The sequence below is a fragment of the Acinetobacter sp. 24-47-67 genome, assembly GCF_056779735.1.
This window is the reverse complement of the sequence record NZ_JBWYIK010000006.1, coordinates 90,191-108,546: the sequence shown is the minus strand read 5'-3', so window position 1 is coordinate 108,546 and position 18,356 is coordinate 90,191. Positions and strand designations below refer to the sequence as shown.

Annotated in this window: 17 protein-coding genes and 1 tRNA gene; 7 read left to right on the top strand and 11 right to left on the bottom strand. The window is 37.8% G+C overall.

From position 1 onward, the window contains the following. Positions 1-8 precede the first annotated feature (8 nt). The 4 genes from sbmA to AC1M9K_RS09195 all read right to left on the bottom strand — a co-directional run bounded on the left by sbmA (position 9) and on the right by AC1M9K_RS09195 (position 3,385). A complete protein-coding gene (sbmA, locus tag AC1M9K_RS09210; protein WP_481589098.1) occupies positions 9-1,208 on the bottom strand; it encodes a peptide antibiotic transporter SbmA in 1,200 nt (399 codons plus the stop codon). A 165-nt stretch (positions 1,209-1,373) separates the two neighbouring features. Beyond that, complete coding sequence (locus AC1M9K_RS09205) at positions 1,374-1,712, bottom strand: FKBP-type peptidyl-prolyl cis-trans isomerase (RefSeq protein ID WP_035268363.1); 339 nt, start codon at positions 1,710-1,712, stop codon at positions 1,374-1,376. Positions 1,713-1,750: 38 nt separating this feature from the next. After that, positions 1,751-2,281, bottom strand: coding sequence for a YaeQ family protein (locus AC1M9K_RS09200; RefSeq protein ID WP_481589097.1), 531 nt, complete (start codon positions 2,279-2,281; stop codon positions 1,751-1,753). 102 nt (positions 2,282-2,383) lie between these two features. Beyond that, positions 2,384-3,385, bottom strand: coding sequence for a CobW family GTP-binding protein (locus tag AC1M9K_RS09195; protein WP_481589096.1), 1,002 nt, complete (start codon positions 3,383-3,385; stop codon positions 2,384-2,386). Positions 3,386-3,966: 581 nt separating this feature from the next. On the opposite strand from AC1M9K_RS09195, the gene AC1M9K_RS09190 reads away from it, so the two are divergent. Together AC1M9K_RS09190 and AC1M9K_RS09185 are read left to right on the top strand one after the other, a co-directional pair. After that, positions 3,967-4,197, top strand: a complete 231-nt coding sequence (locus tag AC1M9K_RS09190; RefSeq protein ID WP_035268355.1) for a hypothetical protein — start codon at positions 3,967-3,969, stop codon at positions 4,195-4,197. Positions 4,198-4,422: 225 nt separating this feature from the next. Beyond that, positions 4,423-4,773 carry a hypothetical protein gene (locus AC1M9K_RS09185; RefSeq protein ID WP_481589095.1) on the top strand — a complete coding sequence of 117 codons (351 nt, stop codon included), beginning with the start codon at positions 4,423-4,425 and terminating at the stop codon, positions 4,771-4,773. A gap of 31 nt (positions 4,774-4,804) precedes the next feature. Here the strand turns inward: AC1M9K_RS09185 and AC1M9K_RS09180 are convergent, their stop codons facing one another. The 5 genes from AC1M9K_RS09180 to AC1M9K_RS09160 all read right to left on the bottom strand — a co-directional run bounded on the left by AC1M9K_RS09180 (position 4,805) and on the right by AC1M9K_RS09160 (position 9,959). Beyond that, the gene (locus AC1M9K_RS09180; protein ID WP_035268353.1) at positions 4,805-5,320 is read right to left on the bottom strand and encodes an acyl-CoA thioesterase; all 516 of its coding nucleotides are present in this window, start codon (positions 5,318-5,320) and stop codon (positions 4,805-4,807) included. A gap of 170 nt (positions 5,321-5,490) precedes the next feature. Further along, a complete protein-coding gene (locus AC1M9K_RS09175; protein ID WP_035268348.1) occupies positions 5,491-5,670 on the bottom strand; it encodes a hypothetical protein in 180 nt (59 codons plus the stop codon). A gap of 153 nt (positions 5,671-5,823) precedes the next feature. Further along, positions 5,824-6,819: a patatin-like phospholipase family protein gene (locus AC1M9K_RS09170; protein ID WP_481589094.1), complete on the bottom strand. Its 996-nt coding sequence runs from the start codon at positions 6,817-6,819 to the stop codon at positions 5,824-5,826. Between the two features lie 131 nt (positions 6,820-6,950). Then, a complete protein-coding gene (gltS, locus tag AC1M9K_RS09165) occupies positions 6,951-8,198 on the bottom strand; it encodes a sodium/glutamate symporter (RefSeq protein WP_481589128.1) in 1,248 nt (415 codons plus the stop codon). Between the two features lie 507 nt (positions 8,199-8,705). Continuing rightward, positions 8,706-9,959 carry a DcaP family trimeric outer membrane transporter gene (locus tag AC1M9K_RS09160; RefSeq protein WP_481587266.1) on the bottom strand — a complete coding sequence of 418 codons (1,254 nt, stop codon included), beginning with the start codon at positions 9,957-9,959 and terminating at the stop codon, positions 8,706-8,708. 376 nt (positions 9,960-10,335) lie between these two features. Here AC1M9K_RS09160 and AC1M9K_RS09155 point away from each other — a divergent pair, with 376 nt between their 5' ends. From AC1M9K_RS09155 to AC1M9K_RS09135, 5 genes are all read left to right on the top strand, one after another. Then, entirely contained in the window at positions 10,336-11,043 is a 708-nt protein-coding gene (locus AC1M9K_RS09155; RefSeq protein ID WP_481589093.1) for a nitroreductase, read from the top strand. 146 nt (positions 11,044-11,189) lie between these two features. Further along, complete coding sequence (gene yccS, locus AC1M9K_RS09150) at positions 11,190-13,364, top strand: YccS family putative transporter (protein WP_481589092.1); 2,175 nt, start codon at positions 11,190-11,192, stop codon at positions 13,362-13,364. Positions 13,365-13,465: 101 nt separating this feature from the next. Then, positions 13,466-14,026, top strand: coding sequence for a YcxB family protein (locus AC1M9K_RS09145; protein ID WP_035268336.1), 561 nt, complete (start codon positions 13,466-13,468; stop codon positions 14,024-14,026). 155 nt (positions 14,027-14,181) lie between these two features. Continuing rightward, positions 14,182-16,752: a PepSY domain-containing protein gene (locus AC1M9K_RS09140; protein ID WP_481589091.1), complete on the top strand. Its 2,571-nt coding sequence runs from the start codon at positions 14,182-14,184 to the stop codon at positions 16,750-16,752. A gap of 172 nt (positions 16,753-16,924) precedes the next feature. After that, the gene (locus AC1M9K_RS09135) at positions 16,925-17,635 is read left to right on the top strand and encodes a YdcF family protein (protein ID WP_481589090.1); all 711 of its coding nucleotides are present in this window, start codon (positions 16,925-16,927) and stop codon (positions 17,633-17,635) included. 5 nt (positions 17,636-17,640) lie between these two features. Here the strand turns inward: AC1M9K_RS09135 and AC1M9K_RS09130 are convergent, their stop codons facing one another. Beyond that, positions 17,641-18,111, bottom strand: coding sequence for a DUF2750 domain-containing protein (locus tag AC1M9K_RS09130; RefSeq protein WP_035268330.1), 471 nt, complete (start codon positions 18,109-18,111; stop codon positions 17,641-17,643). 76 nt (positions 18,112-18,187) lie between these two features. Further along, positions 18,188-18,263 (bottom strand) — tRNA-Val (locus tag AC1M9K_RS09125). Positions 18,264-18,356: the final 93 nt, after the last annotated feature.

Here is an 18,356-nt window from a genome sequence, read left to right as displayed (position 1 = left end):
GATGGGCACTACTTATCCAAAATAGATTCAAATGCTTTTAGACGTTTACGGATAGAAAGTAGCTCAATAATCGTTTTCCACGAACTCACCAAGTATTGGAATGACTCACGAACACGATTGAATACACCCATAATTTGTTGGATCAATCCCAGTGTCAACAGGCCTGCTGCAATCGCGGGGAACAACACAAATAACATATAGAGATTATCCAGTTGTCCATACCAACGTGCAAACAAGTTGAAATAGGCATAATGGAAATACAATTTAAAATAGTTAGCACGAATATTCTTAAAAAGTTGTTTTAAGGTTGCAGGTTGCGCACGATTTTCATGGTCTTCGCCGTATACCAACTCTTTACGATATGCCGCTTCCACTTTTTGATTATTAAATTCTAATCCTGGCAGTTTCATACCCACCACCATTAATAAGACAGTACCAAATACCGCCCATCCAATCGCAGCCCATACTAAAGAATATTGCAACTCACCAATAAACGGTAGAACAGGCACTTTCGCAGACAATGCAAATAATAAAGGAAGAAAGGCAATTAACATCAGTACTGCACGGACTAACTCGACTCCTAAATCCTCAACGATCGTTGCAAAACGCATGGTGTCTTCCTGTACACGTTGCGAAGCACCTTCGATATGACGTAATTTCTCCCAATGCTGAACATAGTATTCGTTCATTGCTGTACGCCATCTAAAAATATAGTGACTGGTAAAGAAAGCGCTGATGACGCCTGATGTCACTGAAATACTGGCCAAGCTGATAAAAGTCCATGATTCCGCATAGAGTTTATCCACCTCACCACCACCAGAATTTAAAATCTGTTGAATAGAATCCCAAAATGGTACATACCATGCATTCACAGCAACGCTGACTTGTACTGTTAACCAAATATTAAAAAGGATAAATGCAGATCCCCATACTGACCAACGCTGCCACGGATTGTCTGATTTTATTTTCCAAAACAGTGCAAATAAGGCGGTCGCCACCAAGAACCATAGATAAAACCACAAAAATTGCGGTGACCAAAAACGACTGATATTAATCGCAAGTTCAGCCTCTGCATAACCTTGAGGAAAACCTAAATATTCGCCCCATTGTTTTCCATCCGCAAAAAACCATAAAGCGAGATTAATAAAAAACCATAAGACAACAGAGAGAAAAAACCACTTTGGGTTCGGAAAAAATGACTTAAACATTCAGCGCTTATATCCCTAATTTTGTTTGAATGAATTTTTTGAATAGTAATCCTAATTCTGCTGAGTCGGTGCGTTTTTTAGAAATTTTTTGTTATATCTATTGTACGCTCAGCATTCTTGTAACATAAAAAAGCCCTGCAATGCAGGGCTTTTCATCGACTTTAATTAATCGCGAGTTTTTACATCGTACAATTCTATTTCAAAGATTAGATTAGAATTGGCTGGGATAATATTCCCCATTTTACGCTCACCATAAGCCAAATGTGCAGGCACAATCAGTTTACGCTTACCCCCAACTTTCATTCCAATAATACCTTGATCCCAACCTTTAATGACACGACCTGTACCAATCACAGTCTCAAAGTAATTACCACGGTCTAATGATGAATCAAACTTCGTACCATCTTCCAACCAACCAGTATAATGAGTGGTAATTAAAGCACCTTTTACAGCCTCTTTACCTTCACCTACCACCAAGTCAATAATTTCTAATTCAGCCGTCATGTGCTTACTCCAAATTTAATCTTTAAAATCTTAGTGGCTTACTGTAATTGAGTCCACTCAATCTCAGCTTGACCTTGATCTGAAATCAATGTCCACTCGCCATCCATCACATTTAATTGCAGTTGCATTGTACGTTCGCACAATGCTTGGATTTGTGCCGTTGTTTTTTCACTGAGTTGCCAGATTTGCACATTTTTCAATGTTTTCAATTTACTGTTGCGCTTATACCATTCATCCACTGATGATCCATAAGTGACCACCGCAACTTCCTTACAACGCGCACTCGCTTTTTTTACTTTATCTTCGTCTGGACTACCCACTTCAATCCATTTTTCTAACTGACCTGTTAAATCTTTCTGCCAAAATGCTGGCTCATCAGTTTCAAATAAATCTTTAGTAAATTCTAAATGCTCATCTGCAAAACGAGCATATGCCAATACTCGAACCATCAAACGTTCAATCGTTTCCGACGGATGTAGAGCCATCGTTAACTGATAGTCGCCATATTGATGAACATCCATATTGGCTATGTTTAAATCTGCTTTATAAATCGTCGCTTTTAACGCCATAAGGGGTATCCTCAAATTTGGTGCTAAGCATACCCGATTCAGCGTACATTGAGAAAATGCTTTTCAATCCGTCTGTATTCTGAGTTGAATGATCTAACGATTTTATTGATCATCGATTCGCGCCTTAAGAATTGATTGCTCTAAATGCTCCCAATCTTGATTCTGCTGGGTTATCACTTCAATCCTATTATCAGTATTCTCTTCGCCAGATTTGTAATTGAATTGATCAGGATTAAAATTGAATGTCATCCAACCTTGGTTGGTATTGAAGATGCCTTTAATACGTACCCAGTGTTTTAGCTCACAAAGGATGTCTAATAATTCATAAAAATCAAACTGCCAACGTTTTGGAAGCTTCCATCCTGCCACAATATACCCTTGAGCCTGTTCGACGTAATGATATGGAAGTTGCTTTACAACTGGCATTTCCTCCTCAGCTTTGAACTGTCGCTGAACCTTGAATAAGGGTTGCATTGAACGCTGAATTCCCACATAAGGATAATCAATTTGTTCTAAGCGAATATTGCCTTGATCAGCTTCAAGCCAATGTGGAATATAAGCTAAATATTGTTGTTTTAAACCAGCCAATTTTTTTCGATCCATGTCATTCATGTCCGAAGCATGAGACACAACCACAACTTGAGCCGCTTTTAACTGATCTTGATATAAACTCTGCCTCATCCAATCAGAGTCATGTAAACGAGATCCATCAATCACGGTCACTACAGAACGCATGGCAACTAGATGTTGCCAATGTGGTTCAGTCAGTTGTTCAACCAACTGTGCAGGATGACCCAACCCTGTCGGCTCTATAAATAGCCGATCTGGGTGAGATTCTTGTAATAACCGAGACAATGCAATTTGCATTGGCAATTGACTTGTACAACACAGACATCCACCCAATAGCTCTTTGATTTCATAGCCATCATTATTTGGCAATAACTGTTGATCAACGCCAATTTGACCAAACTCATTCATCAATACAGCCCATCGCTCATTTTTAGGTTTAAATTTGAGAAGTTGTTGTAAAAGCGTGGTTTTCCCTGCACCTAAAAAACCTGTAATGATATGTGTAGGCACTGACTGAGTTGCAAGTACTTTCAAAATGGATCTCTGAATTTGAAGAGGTGTACGGATTCTTGTCGGAATTTATCTAAAAAACAAGTCTAGGATAATTTTCCTCATAATGTATATGAATGCATGAATTCAAAAGACTAAATGATTGGAATTAAATAGGATAAGTGAACTGTTGAATCAAAATTAAAAATATGTAAATCTATTTCACAGATCATTACTCTGAATTTAATTCAAAACTTCAATTTTGATTTTCTAATCGAACCTTTTCAAATGTAAAACTAAGTAAAAAAATTGCTGTTTTTTTCTTCACCATGACATATTTTTTGACAACTTTATGAGGCATATTGACTCTCATTGAGACAAAAAAAATACATTACACCTTGGTTTGTTAGTCGTGCGTTAACTATCGTGTTTCACTTTGTTGCATTGATTGCCCAATTGAGCTTCTGGACTTAGGATGAATTTCGTTGACTCGCTAACCGTATTAGAGGCGATTCAGCTTTTAACATTTTACACGATGATCTAGATTTAATTTCATATTCGCTTCTCTCCTCGGAAAGCTTATGAGATTAAATTCTAATTTATTTTATTGAATAAGGATGCCACTCATGAATTTAGTTAAAACTTTATTAGCAACTACACTTGCCTTCACAGCTTTCTCAACATTTGCTGCAACAGAAGCAAAAGATGAAAAAAAACAGGAAGTGTTGATTTCTTCTCAAGAACAACCAGTGAATGCTGAAACTACTGCTGCTGGTCAACCAACAGCTGCTCAACCGGGTACAGAGGTTGCAGCTGAAGAAGGTACTGAAGCTCCTGTAGCTCAACCTGCTCAGTAATTAATCAAAAATAAATTGACTGAATTTTAGACCGAGTCTTCCGCCGATGGCTTGATCTGATTAAAAGTAGAGCTTTGCTACAGCTCTACTTTTTTATGCCTGTTTTTTTGAATGATTCTCTATAAATTACGATAAACACATATACATAATTATTATAAAACGATATAAATGACAAATAAATCACATATTTTAACCAAAAAGCCAATTTAATTCTAAGCACGTGACATGAAAATGAAGAAATTTCTTGGGATAGCTATACTCAGCCTATGGCTGGTTGCATGTTCCAAACCTTTACCAGAGGATAAACTGGATTATGTAGGACATTGGATTAGCGCTGACAGTCGTGTTCAATTGAATATTACTGCTAATGGTCGTATAGAATATAGTAACAATCAGCTCAGTAAAAAAACCGCCGTTTCAGCTCCAATTAAACAGTTTTCAGATACTGGATTTGAAACAGGTTTAGGTCCTATCAACACGAAATTTATTGTCACTCGTCACCCCTACAAGGATGCACAAGGGAATTGGTACATGATTGTCAATGGACATACCCTCGCCAAGCTACAAAATCCATAAAAAAAGACTTCACCATGTGAAGTCTTTTTTCTTAAACCGATTTCTTATATATGCTGCAAGAAGGATGATGATTTTCATTCAAACGAGCAATTTTACGATGCTCAGCAGCTTCAAAACGACAGCGTTTCCAGTCATTATCTAGGTTTAGCGGTGGAATTTGTTTTGGTTTCCCATGTTCATCCACAGCGACCATTGTGAAATAACAACTATTGGTATGTCGTACCGTACGTTTTTGAATATTTTGTGCTTCAACGCGGATCCCAATTTCCATTGAGGTACGCCCCACATGATTCACACTGGCTAAAAAAGTCACCAACTCACCCACGTGGATTGGTTCTTTAAAGTTCACTTTATCAACAGATAAAGTTACCACATAAGAACCTGAATATCGACTTGCACACGCATAAGCAACTTGGTCAAGCAGCTTTAAAATTGTTCCACCATGTACATTACCTGAGAAATTCGCCATATCCGGCGTCATTAATACAGACATCGTTAATTCAGACTGATCATCTGCAAGCGGTAACGCTTGGTTAAATTCGGACATAAATATTAGAACTCAATCATGACAGGAGATTTAATACACTATTATAACTTTTTTCTTGATTATAAAATGTTTAAATCAGAAACAAACTCCAATAATTTCAAGACTTGATAGCTTAAAAGTATCAGAGGAAATCATTCACTCTCAGAAACTATGATAAATTTGCTTAAAATTTATTCATCTTTGACTAAACGAAGCATCTCAGCAGAAATATTATCGTATTTTAACTTTAACGATGCTTGATTCTTGACTTGGATTTCATAGGTTTCATCATAGTTAATTCGTATTATTTCGAATGTAATATCTGAATTTGACGCTAAATAAACAATTTGACCAACTTGAAAAACTGACACACTACACCTTAATTTATATTTCATCTTTTTAAGGGTTAGATAAAGTACTAACCCTCATTTTTATGACCCCAATATAACAATCATTCAATTTATAACAATGATTTTACTTATTTTTTATATATATTTTATGAGACAATTAAGATCTGATTCAATTTAGCAATTTAAACAAACAGCTCTTTTACTATCATCATGGGCAGGATACTGATGAGCATCATATTGTCCTATCGTCCGATGACGTATCTGATCTAATAAACTAACTTTGTTCAATGCTGCAGTCATACCTGCTTGAATCGTATTTTCACGACCCTTAACATCAAAGATATGTGCTTTTTCTCTTAGATCTGGCTGTATCACAATATCTGCATTTTTTAGCTCGTTATACGCGATCTTATTTTGCATAATATTTATATTTTGATTAAACATCCCCCACACATTCGAGGTTTCCGTGTGCTCTGGCTGGGCCAAAATATCAACAGCAATGACAATATCTGCCCCTAATTCTCTCGCCACATTGACTGGTACAGGGCTCACTAAACCGCCATCAACATAATCCTTATCAGCAATTTTTACGGGAATAAACATACTTGGAATAGAGATAGAAGCTCTCACTGCTTGCCCAGTATTACCATAGTTAAATACTGTTAAATTTCCATTTTTTAACTCTGTTGCCACCACATACATTGGAATAGGAAGCTGTTCTAAGGGCATAAAGTCCACTTGTTTATTGACATAGTTCTCAACCTTAGCGCCATCAAAAAATCCTTGAATACCAATGTTAAAATCACGTACATCATTGACTTGCATATTTAATGCAACTTCACGTAACGATTTTGCTGATTTTCCACTGGCATATATTGACCCGACTATACTCCCTGCGCTGGTACCAACAATAAAATCAGGCTTGATTCCACGTTGCTCTAAAACTTCAATGACACCAATATGCGCATAGCCTCGCGCTCCCCCACTACCAAGCACCAATGCAATACTTGGAGCATCAGTTTTCTTATGCTTATTTTTAATGATATGAGATGAAGCATTCACCAAAGGTGTAGACACAGATTTTGAAAGCTGAGCTTTGGCTACAACCTGTTGACAGGCTTGTAAGCCAATCAAAGGTAAGAGGGAAATCAGGAGTACAAACTTCTTCATTGCATCAGAAATTAAAAATCAAAACTGAATGAAAGCATATCTTTGACAAGTCGTCTGTATGAATTTTTTATGACAAAAAGCCCCAGATGCGGGGCTTTTTGTACATGACATTTTATTAAGAAGATTTTATGTTAAGCAAAGAATTTTAAAATCATCTGAATTACAGTTGCATTAATTAAGTCAACAAAAAATGCGCCACATAAAGGTACAATGAGGAATGCTTTATGTGAAGGACCATACATATTTGTAATCGCCTGCATGTTTGCAACAGCTGTTGGTGTTGCTCCCATACCGAAACCACAGTGACCTGCTGCAAGAACTGCTGCATCGTAGTTTTTACCCATCACACGGAAAGTGATAAATGCTGCGTACAAAGCCATAGTTAAGGTTTGAGCTGTTAAGATTACAACCAATGGGCCTGCAAGATCAGCCAATTGCCACAACTTAAGTGAAAGAAGTGCCATTGCTAGGTATAAGGATAAAGAGGCATTACCAAATACATCAATTGCACGATCGAAGATTTCCACTTTCATGAGACCTTCGAGGATGTTACGCAGGATAACACCACCACCTAATGCCCAAACGAAAGTTGGAAGCTCAAACCAAGTGCCTTTACTATAACCTGTCATAAATTCAGCAAATGCCAAACACGCAGCAAATAAACCTAATGTGGTAATCGCATTATCCGCAGTGATTAAACGAACTTGATTACGGTTTTCAAAAGGCACAAACTCGCCTTGATCATTCGGATTTGCAATTGCATTCGCATCACGTGTGTCTTTTTCAACCGAATTAGTCACTGGTGATGAGAGCTGGTGCTTATTAATCAATAATTTCGCTAATGGACCACCAATCAAACCACCAATAATCAAACCAAATGTCGCACTTGCCATACCCAGTGCTAAAGCACCTTGAATACCATGCTCTACTTCTAAAATCTCACCCCATGCACCAGCAGTACCATGACCACCCGTTAAGGTAATAGAACCTGCAATTAAACCAATAAGTGGATCAATACCAAGTAACGTTGCAAGGCTCATACCGACAAAGTTTTGTACGATAATAAATGATGCGACACAGACCAGGAAGATCACCAGTCCCATACCACCTTCTTTGAGTTTGGCGAAGTTTGCACTCAAACCAATCGAGGCAAAAAACACCAACATGAAACTGGTTTGCAATTCACTACTCGTGGTAATGCTGTAGCCCCACAAATTGTGAACAATTAACGAAACTATGGCAGCAACCAAACCACCAGCTACAGGCTCTGGGATATTATATTTTTTTAAGAAGTCGATTTTGTTGACAAGAAAACGGCCAAGCAATAAAACTATTACTGCAGCAATTAACGTGTAAAAAGCGTTAAAAGTAAATTCCATCATTAATTCTCAGCAAATACAGATGACTGTTAATTCATATTATGCTTGTTTTTTAATCAATAAGATTTATTTCGAATCTCACATCCAAAAATAAACATATCCTTATTCAATATTGATTATCTAAAAGAATAGATAAAATTTTTAATTGAGTAACAATATATTAATTCCTCGATTTCATTGGATTCAATCTTGTTAATAAAAAACATACACTTTTCAAAATAAATCAGTAGCACAAAACGCACTCTATTCTTAGACATGCGTTTTGCTAGATACAATTGATTTATGGCTCAAACAAACACTTAAATATGTTTTAGTGAACTTAAAATGATTAAGAAATTCCTGATGATCAGGACTGCTCACTGTTTAAGCCGAACATTATGCACTTTTTTTTATAATTCGCATTACTTTTGTTTATTCAATCAGCAAAATTCAGATATTCTTTAGTCTGAACTGATGAATGACAAGTGAAAAAAACCGAGACTATGCTCGGTTTTTTATAAATCATGCTTAGAAACTGTATTTCGCCATTAGGCCTACACGGTCATCATTATAGCTCTGACCTGCGAAAGTCTCACGCTTACCATTGATATATTCAACACCTAGATCAACAGGTTTCACAGGTGTGTAAATGAAGTTAATCCAGGCTTGTTGAACAGTTTCATTTGCACTTGGGTTAGTTTTAGCATATCCCGTGCTGTCATCAGCATAATGTGCGCCATAAGCCAGTGTTGAGCGTAACTGAGGTGAGAACTTATATGTAGCACCCACTTGCGTTGCAATAAACTCATTTTGTTCAATGTTGTTATTTGCATCGACAACATAAGCACTATTTGAGCCATATAAATAGTTGCTGTTTCCTTTTACATAAGACACGTCAGCAGATACTTTGAGTGGTTCGCTAATTTGGTAATTTGTACCGATCGCTACACCAAAACCAGTCTTATCATCACCAGCGGTATCAGATTTATAATTTTCGATTAAGGCACGAGCTGAAGCATTACCTTTACCCTCTGCATAAGCTTGCGTGACTTTTGCAGTTAAAGTTGGAAGACGGTATTTAATACCATCTCCAGTAGAATTACCCTCTTCAGCTGAAATAAATAATTGAGTTGTTGGCGCTAATTTGTGAGACCAACGCACTTGCGGTAAACGGTTTGTTCCGCCACCAATGTTGGTACCAAAATCGATCATTTCTGGAGCATGATTTGACAAGAAGTTTGAAGTAGTTTGACCGAATAACCAATTATTTAGTGTTAAATACGCATGACGAATACGTAATGCTTCATTTGAGCCTGCAAAGTCCACTTCTACTTTACCACCAACGTCTGCCCCTTCTACTTTAGATTTGAAATCTAAACCAAGACGTGTTGTTTTTGCAGTTGCACGTAATTTATCTTCAACTAACGGATTATTACTCGTTCCAACGCTGTTTACAGCATTAAAGTCATTGTCAGCACCTTCAATGATATAGTTCGCATCCCCACGTACAAAACCATATAAATTCACTTCAGCACCTGCTTTAGTTTTCAAGTTTGTAGGCGCTGCTGCTACTGGTTGAGCTTTAACTTCAGCCAATTGTACTTGCTGCTGTTGTTGTACTTGATGTTGCTGTTGAATTAAAGCTTTTAACGCCTCAACTTCTTGGCGTAATTTTTGAATTTCATCTTTTTCAGTCGCTGCTTGTGCAGTAGAAACTGCAAAAGTTGCAACTGCGATTGCTAAACTTTTCTTTAAAAATGTTTGATGTTTTGATTGACTCATTAAAAATCTCCAATTATTTCATCTTACATCCGTGCATATATGCTTGGTCAACCTGCTGAATCCCAATCACAACGTTTGATTAATTTAAAATAATCAACGATGCACTAAACTGCTTTTTTTAAAATTTGATGAATTGATTAAAATAAATACGTAACATAATGTGTATTCGTTGTAACTTAATCTAGCAACTTATGTTTCATAATTAAATGTTTTTTATTGTCAAAACCAATTTTCTCAATCACAATTTCTGATGATGAATTGAAAAAAGTTTATATCTGTATAATTTATAAAATCTTTATTTAAAAGCATATTCAAAATTATACCTTAGTCGTAGAGACATCATGGATCATCCAAAATTATTCAAATAGGAGTTGCAATGTCCACAGAACATACTCAAGCCATTGATGAAGTGATCACTGGCCGCCAATCTATACGTGCCTTTTTAGATCACCCCGTAGACACAAAACTTATCCAAGAAATCTTAGAAGTCGCATCAAGAGCACCTTCTGGCACAAATACTCAACCCTGGAAAGTCTATGTGGTGACAGGCGCACGTCGTCAACGTTTAATTGATCAAGTTTGTCATGCACAAATGCAACTTTATCAAAACTCTGAACTTGCTCAACAATACAACGAGACTTTTGCTTATTATCCAGAAACATGGATTTCCCCGTATATCGATCGTCGTCGTGAAAATGGTTGGGGACTTTATGGATTGCTGGGCATTCAAAAAGGTGAAAAGGATAAGATGGCTGCACAACATCTTAGAAACTATCAATTATTTGATGCACCTGTTGGCATTTTCTTTACCGTGGATAAAGCCATGGGCATTGGCTCTAAAATGGATATTTCCATGATGATTCAAAATGTTATGCTAGCAGCAAAAGCACGTGGTTTAGACACATGCCCTCAAGCGGCCTGGAATCATTTTCATCAAATCGTCACTGATGTTCTTGAAGCTCCTGCCAACGAAGAGCTCGTTTGTGGAATGGCTTTAGGCTATGCCGACACCGATGCGCTTGTAAATACGTTTAGAACACCTCGAGTTCCAGTTGAAGAGTTTGCTGTTTTCTTGGAAGACTGATTTTTTAAGGATTAAAACACTCATCCAGTTTGAGTGGTTTAATACAGACAAACAGTCAGTTTCAAGCATATAATTCCAATTTAAATTAGATGAATATTCAACTAATATTCATCTATCCCTATCCTCTATTTATAAAGGGTTCTGGTTTGAACAAATGGCTGATTCAGCTTAAAAAAGCAACCTATAATACTTCATTCATGTATAACCTGCGGATGATTGTGGCTTTCGCAGGTACCGCGTTTATTCCCTATCTGTTAGATCAGCAATTGATGACGATTCCATTAACATTAGGGGTTGTTGCTGCTGGGCTGAGCGACATCGATGATCGCTTCTCAGTACGTATCATGAATCTGATTTATACCTATATTGGGTTCTTTATTGCGGCAGCTTCTGTTCAATTGTTATTCTCATATCCTGTGCTTTTTGCTTCAGGCCTGATCATCTCTTGTATTGGTCTCATTTTACTAGGCTCATTAGGCAGACGTTATGCCACCATCTCATATGGTTGCTTAGTAATTTCTGTCTATGCCATGCTAGGTGTTGATATTTTTGACGAATGGTACATGCAACCCAGTCTTTTGGTGATTGGTGCCATTTGGTATGGGATCTTGTCTACGCTTAGTTTCTTGCTTTTTCCAGCTCGACAAGTTCAAGATCAACTCTCGAAAAGCTATTCTTCACTCGGTGATTTCCTTTTTGCTAAATCCAATCTCTTTGATGTGGATATGACAGCGAATAGCTACCAAAAAAGTATGATCAGCTTGTCGCTGGAAAATGGGAAACTAGTAGGTATCTTTAATGATATGAAAACCACACTCCTTACCCGATTAAAAGGAGATCGTGGTCAAAGTGATACCCGTCGCAGCTTACAATATTATTTTATTGCACAGGACATTCACGAGCGCGCTGACTCGGCACATATTGATTATCAACAATTAACCAAAGCCTTTGAACATAGTGATATTTTATTTCGCTTCCAACGTATTCTTACACTGCAAGCAAAAGCCTGTAAAGATTTAAGTGAAAGCATCTTAAATCGCACAACTTACCAGCATAATCCACGTTTTGAACATGCATTTAGTAATCTCAGAAAGTCATTAGAAAAAATCCGTGATGAACAAAAACATGATCTTATCTGGGTTAATGCTCTTTTTGCCTTACTCCAGAACTTAAAAGCCATCGATGCTCAATTACGAAATCTTGAAACTGAACGGCATATTAAATTTGACCGCACTAAACATTTAGAAAACCAACTTAAAGATGACGATCTGAAAGGTTGGGAAGATATCGTTTCTCGTATCAAACAAAATTTAACCCCTGAATCCGTACTCTTTCGACATGCAATTCGTGTTTCCATCGTACTTTTCATCGGATATGTTTTTGTTCAAGTGACCAATATCGAATACGGTTATTGGGTACTGTTAACAGCCCTATTTGTTAGTCAACCAAACTTCAACGCCACAAAACGTCGACTGAGACTCAGGATCATGGGAACACTTGGTGGCATTATTCTTGGTTTTGCAATTCTGTATTTCGTTCCTTCTGTCGAAGGTCAACTTTTATTATTAATTGTGAGTGGTGTCCTATTTTTTGAATTACGCAGTAAGCAATATGCGCAAGCCACTGCCTTTATTACGATCTTAGCCTTAATTAATTTCAATTTGGACGGTTTAGGTTTTCAAGCGGCATTTCCTCGAATGTTAGATACTTTAATTGGCTGTGCATTGGCATGGTTTGGGGTGAGCTTTATTTTTCCAGATTGGAAATTCAGACGACTCCCCCATTCAATCAGACGTTCACTTGAAGCTCAATGCCAGTATCTTACTGAAGTCGTCCAACAGTACCATCATGGACGTAATAACAGTTTGAACTACCGCGTAGTCCGCCGCACTGCACATAATCGTGATGCTGATGTTGCATCACTCATATCGACATTAGCAACAGAACCTGATTTTGATCCAACACAAAAAGCTTTAGCATTTGAGTTCCTCTGTCTCAATCATACATTTATCAGCTATATTGCTGCGCTAGGTGCACACCGTGAAAAAATTCAAGATCAGTCAACATTAGAGCTACTTCAGCAAGCGTTAAATGATATCCAAGGTGCTTTTTTGCGAGATGAATTCCCTGAGCTAAATCTGACAAATTTGGAGTCCGCGATTCGTGAACGTTTGAATAAAGATGATCAGGATTCACATAAATCATTGATTGTTTTACAGCAACTTTCTTTAATGCTTGGTGTATTAAGACGATTGAGTACCTTAAAACAAAGTTTAAGTCATGAACATGATACTCAATCCAGCGCATTGGCATCACTGTAAATGTTGAATTTTCAAGGCAGTAAATTAGTACAATATACTCCCTGATTGTATTAATTTAATGCTAAACTCTGCTCAGATATACACATTTTGTTAACGAAACTATGACTGCAAAAAACTTATACGCCTACACTTTACAACCCGTTCCTTACGAGGTTACTGAAGCTGAACAACGCCATGCGCAACTCGCAATCTGGCGCAGCACAAATAAAATTGGAACTAAAGCTTGGGCTATTATGGGTGCAATTACTGCGCTTGCAATTTTGGGTCTAATTTTTATTAAAAATTACTCTACTGTATTTTGCTGGGTGGCTTTAGTCTGTGTGCTGACATACTTTTTAGTGCGAAAGTTTGGACTAGAATGGTACGCTAAACGTAAAATGAATGAGTTTCCAGTACAAGAAATTACTGGAATTAAATTAGGTGTTCAGCCTCATGGTATCGTGATGCGTCAAAAAATGGGACTACAAGAAGGTGTAGGTTCAATTGGTTGGAAAGATATCTATGAGTGGTATAACACGCCAGATTTCATTTTGGTGAACTTTAAAGTTAAAGGTCAGCAAGGCGCTTATATCTTGCCAAAACGAATGAACAGCAAAAATTTCTCTTTCGAGACCATCCGTAAACATCTCAAAGAAAGCGTTGGTGAGCCAAAATCACTGTAAATACGGCTTTATATTAAAACCTCCAACTTTGGAGGTTTTTTTATCACAATTTTTTATATGAGAATGAGAATAAATATTATCTTCAAATACATTCCACTTTTTTTGAGTTAGGTTATAATCGCACCATTCAAAAATTCCAATTCACTCAGACCCTTATGTTCAAGAAAATATTTTTCCAGTTACACTGGTTTTTCGGAATAACAGCAGGCCTTATTTTGGCACTTATGGGTGTCACTGGGGCGATATATTCTTATGAGCAGCAAATTATCAAGCTGATCAATCAGGAAAGTTATACAGTTGTTGCTGAACAACACCCAAAATTAACACCAGCTGAAATTTATCAATATTTCCAGCAGGAGCATCCTGATCTTAAAATCAATAGCATTACAATTGCTGCTCAACCTACTGACTCATCGAGTATCAATGTTGCGAAAGAAGGCGAACGTCGTGGTTTGACCATGATGATCAATCCCTACAGTGCTGAATTACTACCTGAAATTAAAGGTCGAAAATTCTTCGCATTCGTACAACAACTACATCGTAACTTGACAGTCGGACCAGTTGGAAAACAAATTACCGGTGCATGTACACTGATTCTTATTTTCTTTGTCCTCAGTGGCTTATATCTACGTTGGCCGAAAAAACACAGTTTCAAACAATGGTTTTCAGTTAAACCCAAATTAAAAGGTCGAAACTTTATTTGGGATTTACACGCAGTCATTGGAACATGGGTGGCCATTTTCTATCTCATGTTGGCTTGCACAGGTTTATATTGGTCATATGACTGGTGGCGCAACGGCATGTTTAAAGTGCTTGGTGTTGAGCGCCCGCAACCCCAAATGCAAGCGGGAGGTCCTGGTTCAAATGCTGGACCAAATGCTCAACGTGAAGGACGTGAAGAGCGTAAATCACTCCAAACAGAACAGATTCACTTTGCGCTCAACCAATCTTGGTCTACTTTTAATCAACAGTTTAAAAATCAATTTTCTTCCGTAACCTTCACCATTCCTAAACGTGCAAACGGTGAATTAGAACTGAGTTTCGTTGATCCTGTTCCGCAACATGAACGTGCTCGTAACAAAGCGACTGTCGACTTAAATACGAATCAATTGAAAGATGTTGAATTGTACGAAGACAAAAAACTCAATGAAAAAATCATGAGCAGCATGTTACCTGTACACCGTGGCAGCTTCTTTGGTCCTATTTACCAGTTCTTCGCGATGTTAGCTGCACTCGCTATGCCGTTATTCTTTGTGACGGGTTGGATGCTCTACCTCAAACGCCGCAAGCAAAAAAAATTGACCCGTGAAGCGAAGCAAAATTTAGCAGTGGTTGATGTTGATCCAAATGCCAAACCTTGGCTCATCGCTTATGCAAGTCAAACTGGTGTATCCGAGCAATTGGCTTGGCGTACAGCTTCAATTCTGCAAGCAGCACGCCAACCCGTCACTGTTAAATCAGTGCAAAGCCTGACCACTAATGAGCTACAAACAGCATCTCAAATTCTAGTGGTCGCGAGTACTTACGGTACAGGTGAAGCTCCAGACTTAGCTGCAAGCTTTGAAAAGAAATTGATGTCTCATCCACTGAATCTAAGTCATGCTCAATTCGCAGTTATGGCACTTGGTTCACGTGAATATCCTGACACTTATTGTAGTTTTGGTCATCGTATTTATGACTGGTTCAATGCATCTGGTGCAACTCCCCTCTTTAATGTGATTGAAGTGGACAATGCCAATAATCACGATATTCAAAATTGGACAGATGCACTCGCACAAGCTGCTCAATTGGAATTAGCAACACTATCTATTGATAAAGTCTTTGATCAATGGAAACTTCAAAAACGTACACTGCTTAATCCAAACAGTTTGGGTCAACCAGCTTATAATTTAGAGCTTGAGTCTGATCACGACGCGATCTGGCAAGCTGGAGATATTGCGGAAATTCAACCCGGCAATAGCATTGAACGTATTCAAGCATTTTTACAACAGCACAACTTAGATGAGGCTTTAGTTCTCGCAACTACAGGTCAAACCTTAGTTGAAAGCCTGTGGAATAAAAATTTAAATAGCGAGATTCAGCCATTTGCTACAGCTGAGGAACTCGTTGAGCAGCTTGAAAATTTACCTACTCGTGAATATTCGATCGCAAGTATTCCAACTCAAGGCATGATGCGCTTGGTGGTACGTCAACAACGTGATGAACAGCAGCAACTCGGCTTAGGCTCAGGCTGGTTAACACATCATGTTACGGTTGGTGCTCAGGTACAACTTCGTATTCGAACCAATGAATCATTCCATTTAATTGATGATAATCGACCGATTATCTGTATCGGTAACGGGACAGGAATCGCAGGGCTAATGAGCTTAATTTCAGCTCGCGTACGTTTGGACTACACTGACAACTGGCTCATCTTCGGTGAACGCCAACGCGAACATGATTTCTTTTATAAAGAAACAATCGAAGCTTGGCAAAATACAGCGATGTTAAAGCGTATTGATCTTGCGTTCTCTCGAGACCAACCAGAAAAAGTCTATGTACACCATATTCTGCGTCAAAATGCGGATGAAGTCGTTAAATGGATTCATCAAGGTGCTGTCATCTATGTGTGCGGCAGTATCAATGGTATGGCAAGCGATGTTGATCTAGCTTTAATTGAAATCTTAGGTGAAACTACTGTAGATGAATTAAGACAAGCTGGTCGCTACCGTAGAGACGTTTACTAACACGGTTATTATGATCAAAACCGAGCACGATTTTTATTTAATCTGCTCGGTTTTTTTATGCGATATACTTTTTCTCATTTCCCACTAGTGATGACATCGAATGTATATAAGGATTTTAAAATTTTTCGCTTGGTTAATAGCATTGATACTATTAATCGATGGAATCATTTTAATGAGTCAAAATAAAATTCATTTGGGTACTGTACTTCCAGCATTTATTGGCATAATGATTATTGTATGTCTGTTTTTTAATAAGAAAATCCAACTCTACCGTTTGAATCATTCTAACTTTAACTTGTTTTGGAAAATGGGATGGACAATTTTTTCCATCTGGTTAATCAGCTTGGCTATTTTTTTTAATTTTTTAGCTAAATCAAATCTTTCCCCCATCATGAATACACCACCTGATGCGATTATTATTTTGGGTAGTGGTTTAATCAATAACCAACCCTCCCCAACGCTTCAGGCTCGATTAGACCAAGGTGCAACGATCGCCGCTCAATATTCCAGTAGTTCTATTATTGTAACTGGCGGTTTAGGTTTTGATCAGAAAATTACTGAAGCTGCAGTGATGAAAGCATATTTGATCGACAAGTATCGTATTCACCCACAGCGTATAGTTGAAGAAAGTCAAAGCACCAACACCGAACTCAATCTAAAAAACAGTGTTCCGCTTCTAAACAGAATAGGCTTAAACCAAGATAGTCATATTGTGGTTGTCACCAGTGATTTTCATACCCCACGTGCTGCAGCAGTTGCCCGATTTCAAGGTTATACCCAAATCACATCAGTCAGTGCTGAAACTCCTTTAACCACACGATATAACGCATGGCTTAGAGAATATTTTGCTTATATTAGTGGCTGGATCTTAAAAGAATACTAAATTTTTTATTTATCATGTATTCGGATTTTTCGAGGAGAAGGAACCCCTTCTCTATTTAATTTTTCAGGTTGATCGATCGATAACTGGTATAGATAAGCTTTTAGGTCAATTAGAAATTGTCGCCCCGATACCAAAACATTTTGACCTTCTGGCATCAAGTTAAGTGACAAATGAGTATTGTGTTGTCGAATATAAGGAACAACTTGTTCAATAAATGGTATCAGTTGGATTTCCTCCACATGATATTTTTCCCACTTATCACGAACCAATAATTGTGCCATACCTTTACTTTGCCAAACAGCAAGCGTGCGCTGACCAGATGGAGTGGAGCACAATGCCCAGCCATCATTATATAAACTATAAACTTTAGCCTGAGCGACAATTGTTTCCATAAATTGTTGGTATTGTTCTTTTGGAGAGACAACTGTAGAGGCAATAGAGGTACTTGAAGGCTTACGCTGGTATGGATTTCTCATAATTCTATTATAAACATGAATTCATCATATTTTATATAAATTATAGAAACTTAAAAGACTTTTTATAGAAAGAATATGGTGGGCGCTGACGGGATCGAACCGCCGACATTCTGCTTGTAAGGCAGACGCTCTACCAACTGAGCTAAGCGCCCTTGAGGAATAAAAATAGCATCGCTATTTTTAAGATGCAAGAAAGAAATCTTGCTGAGCTGATTGAAACCATCATATCTAGACAAGGGATCTAG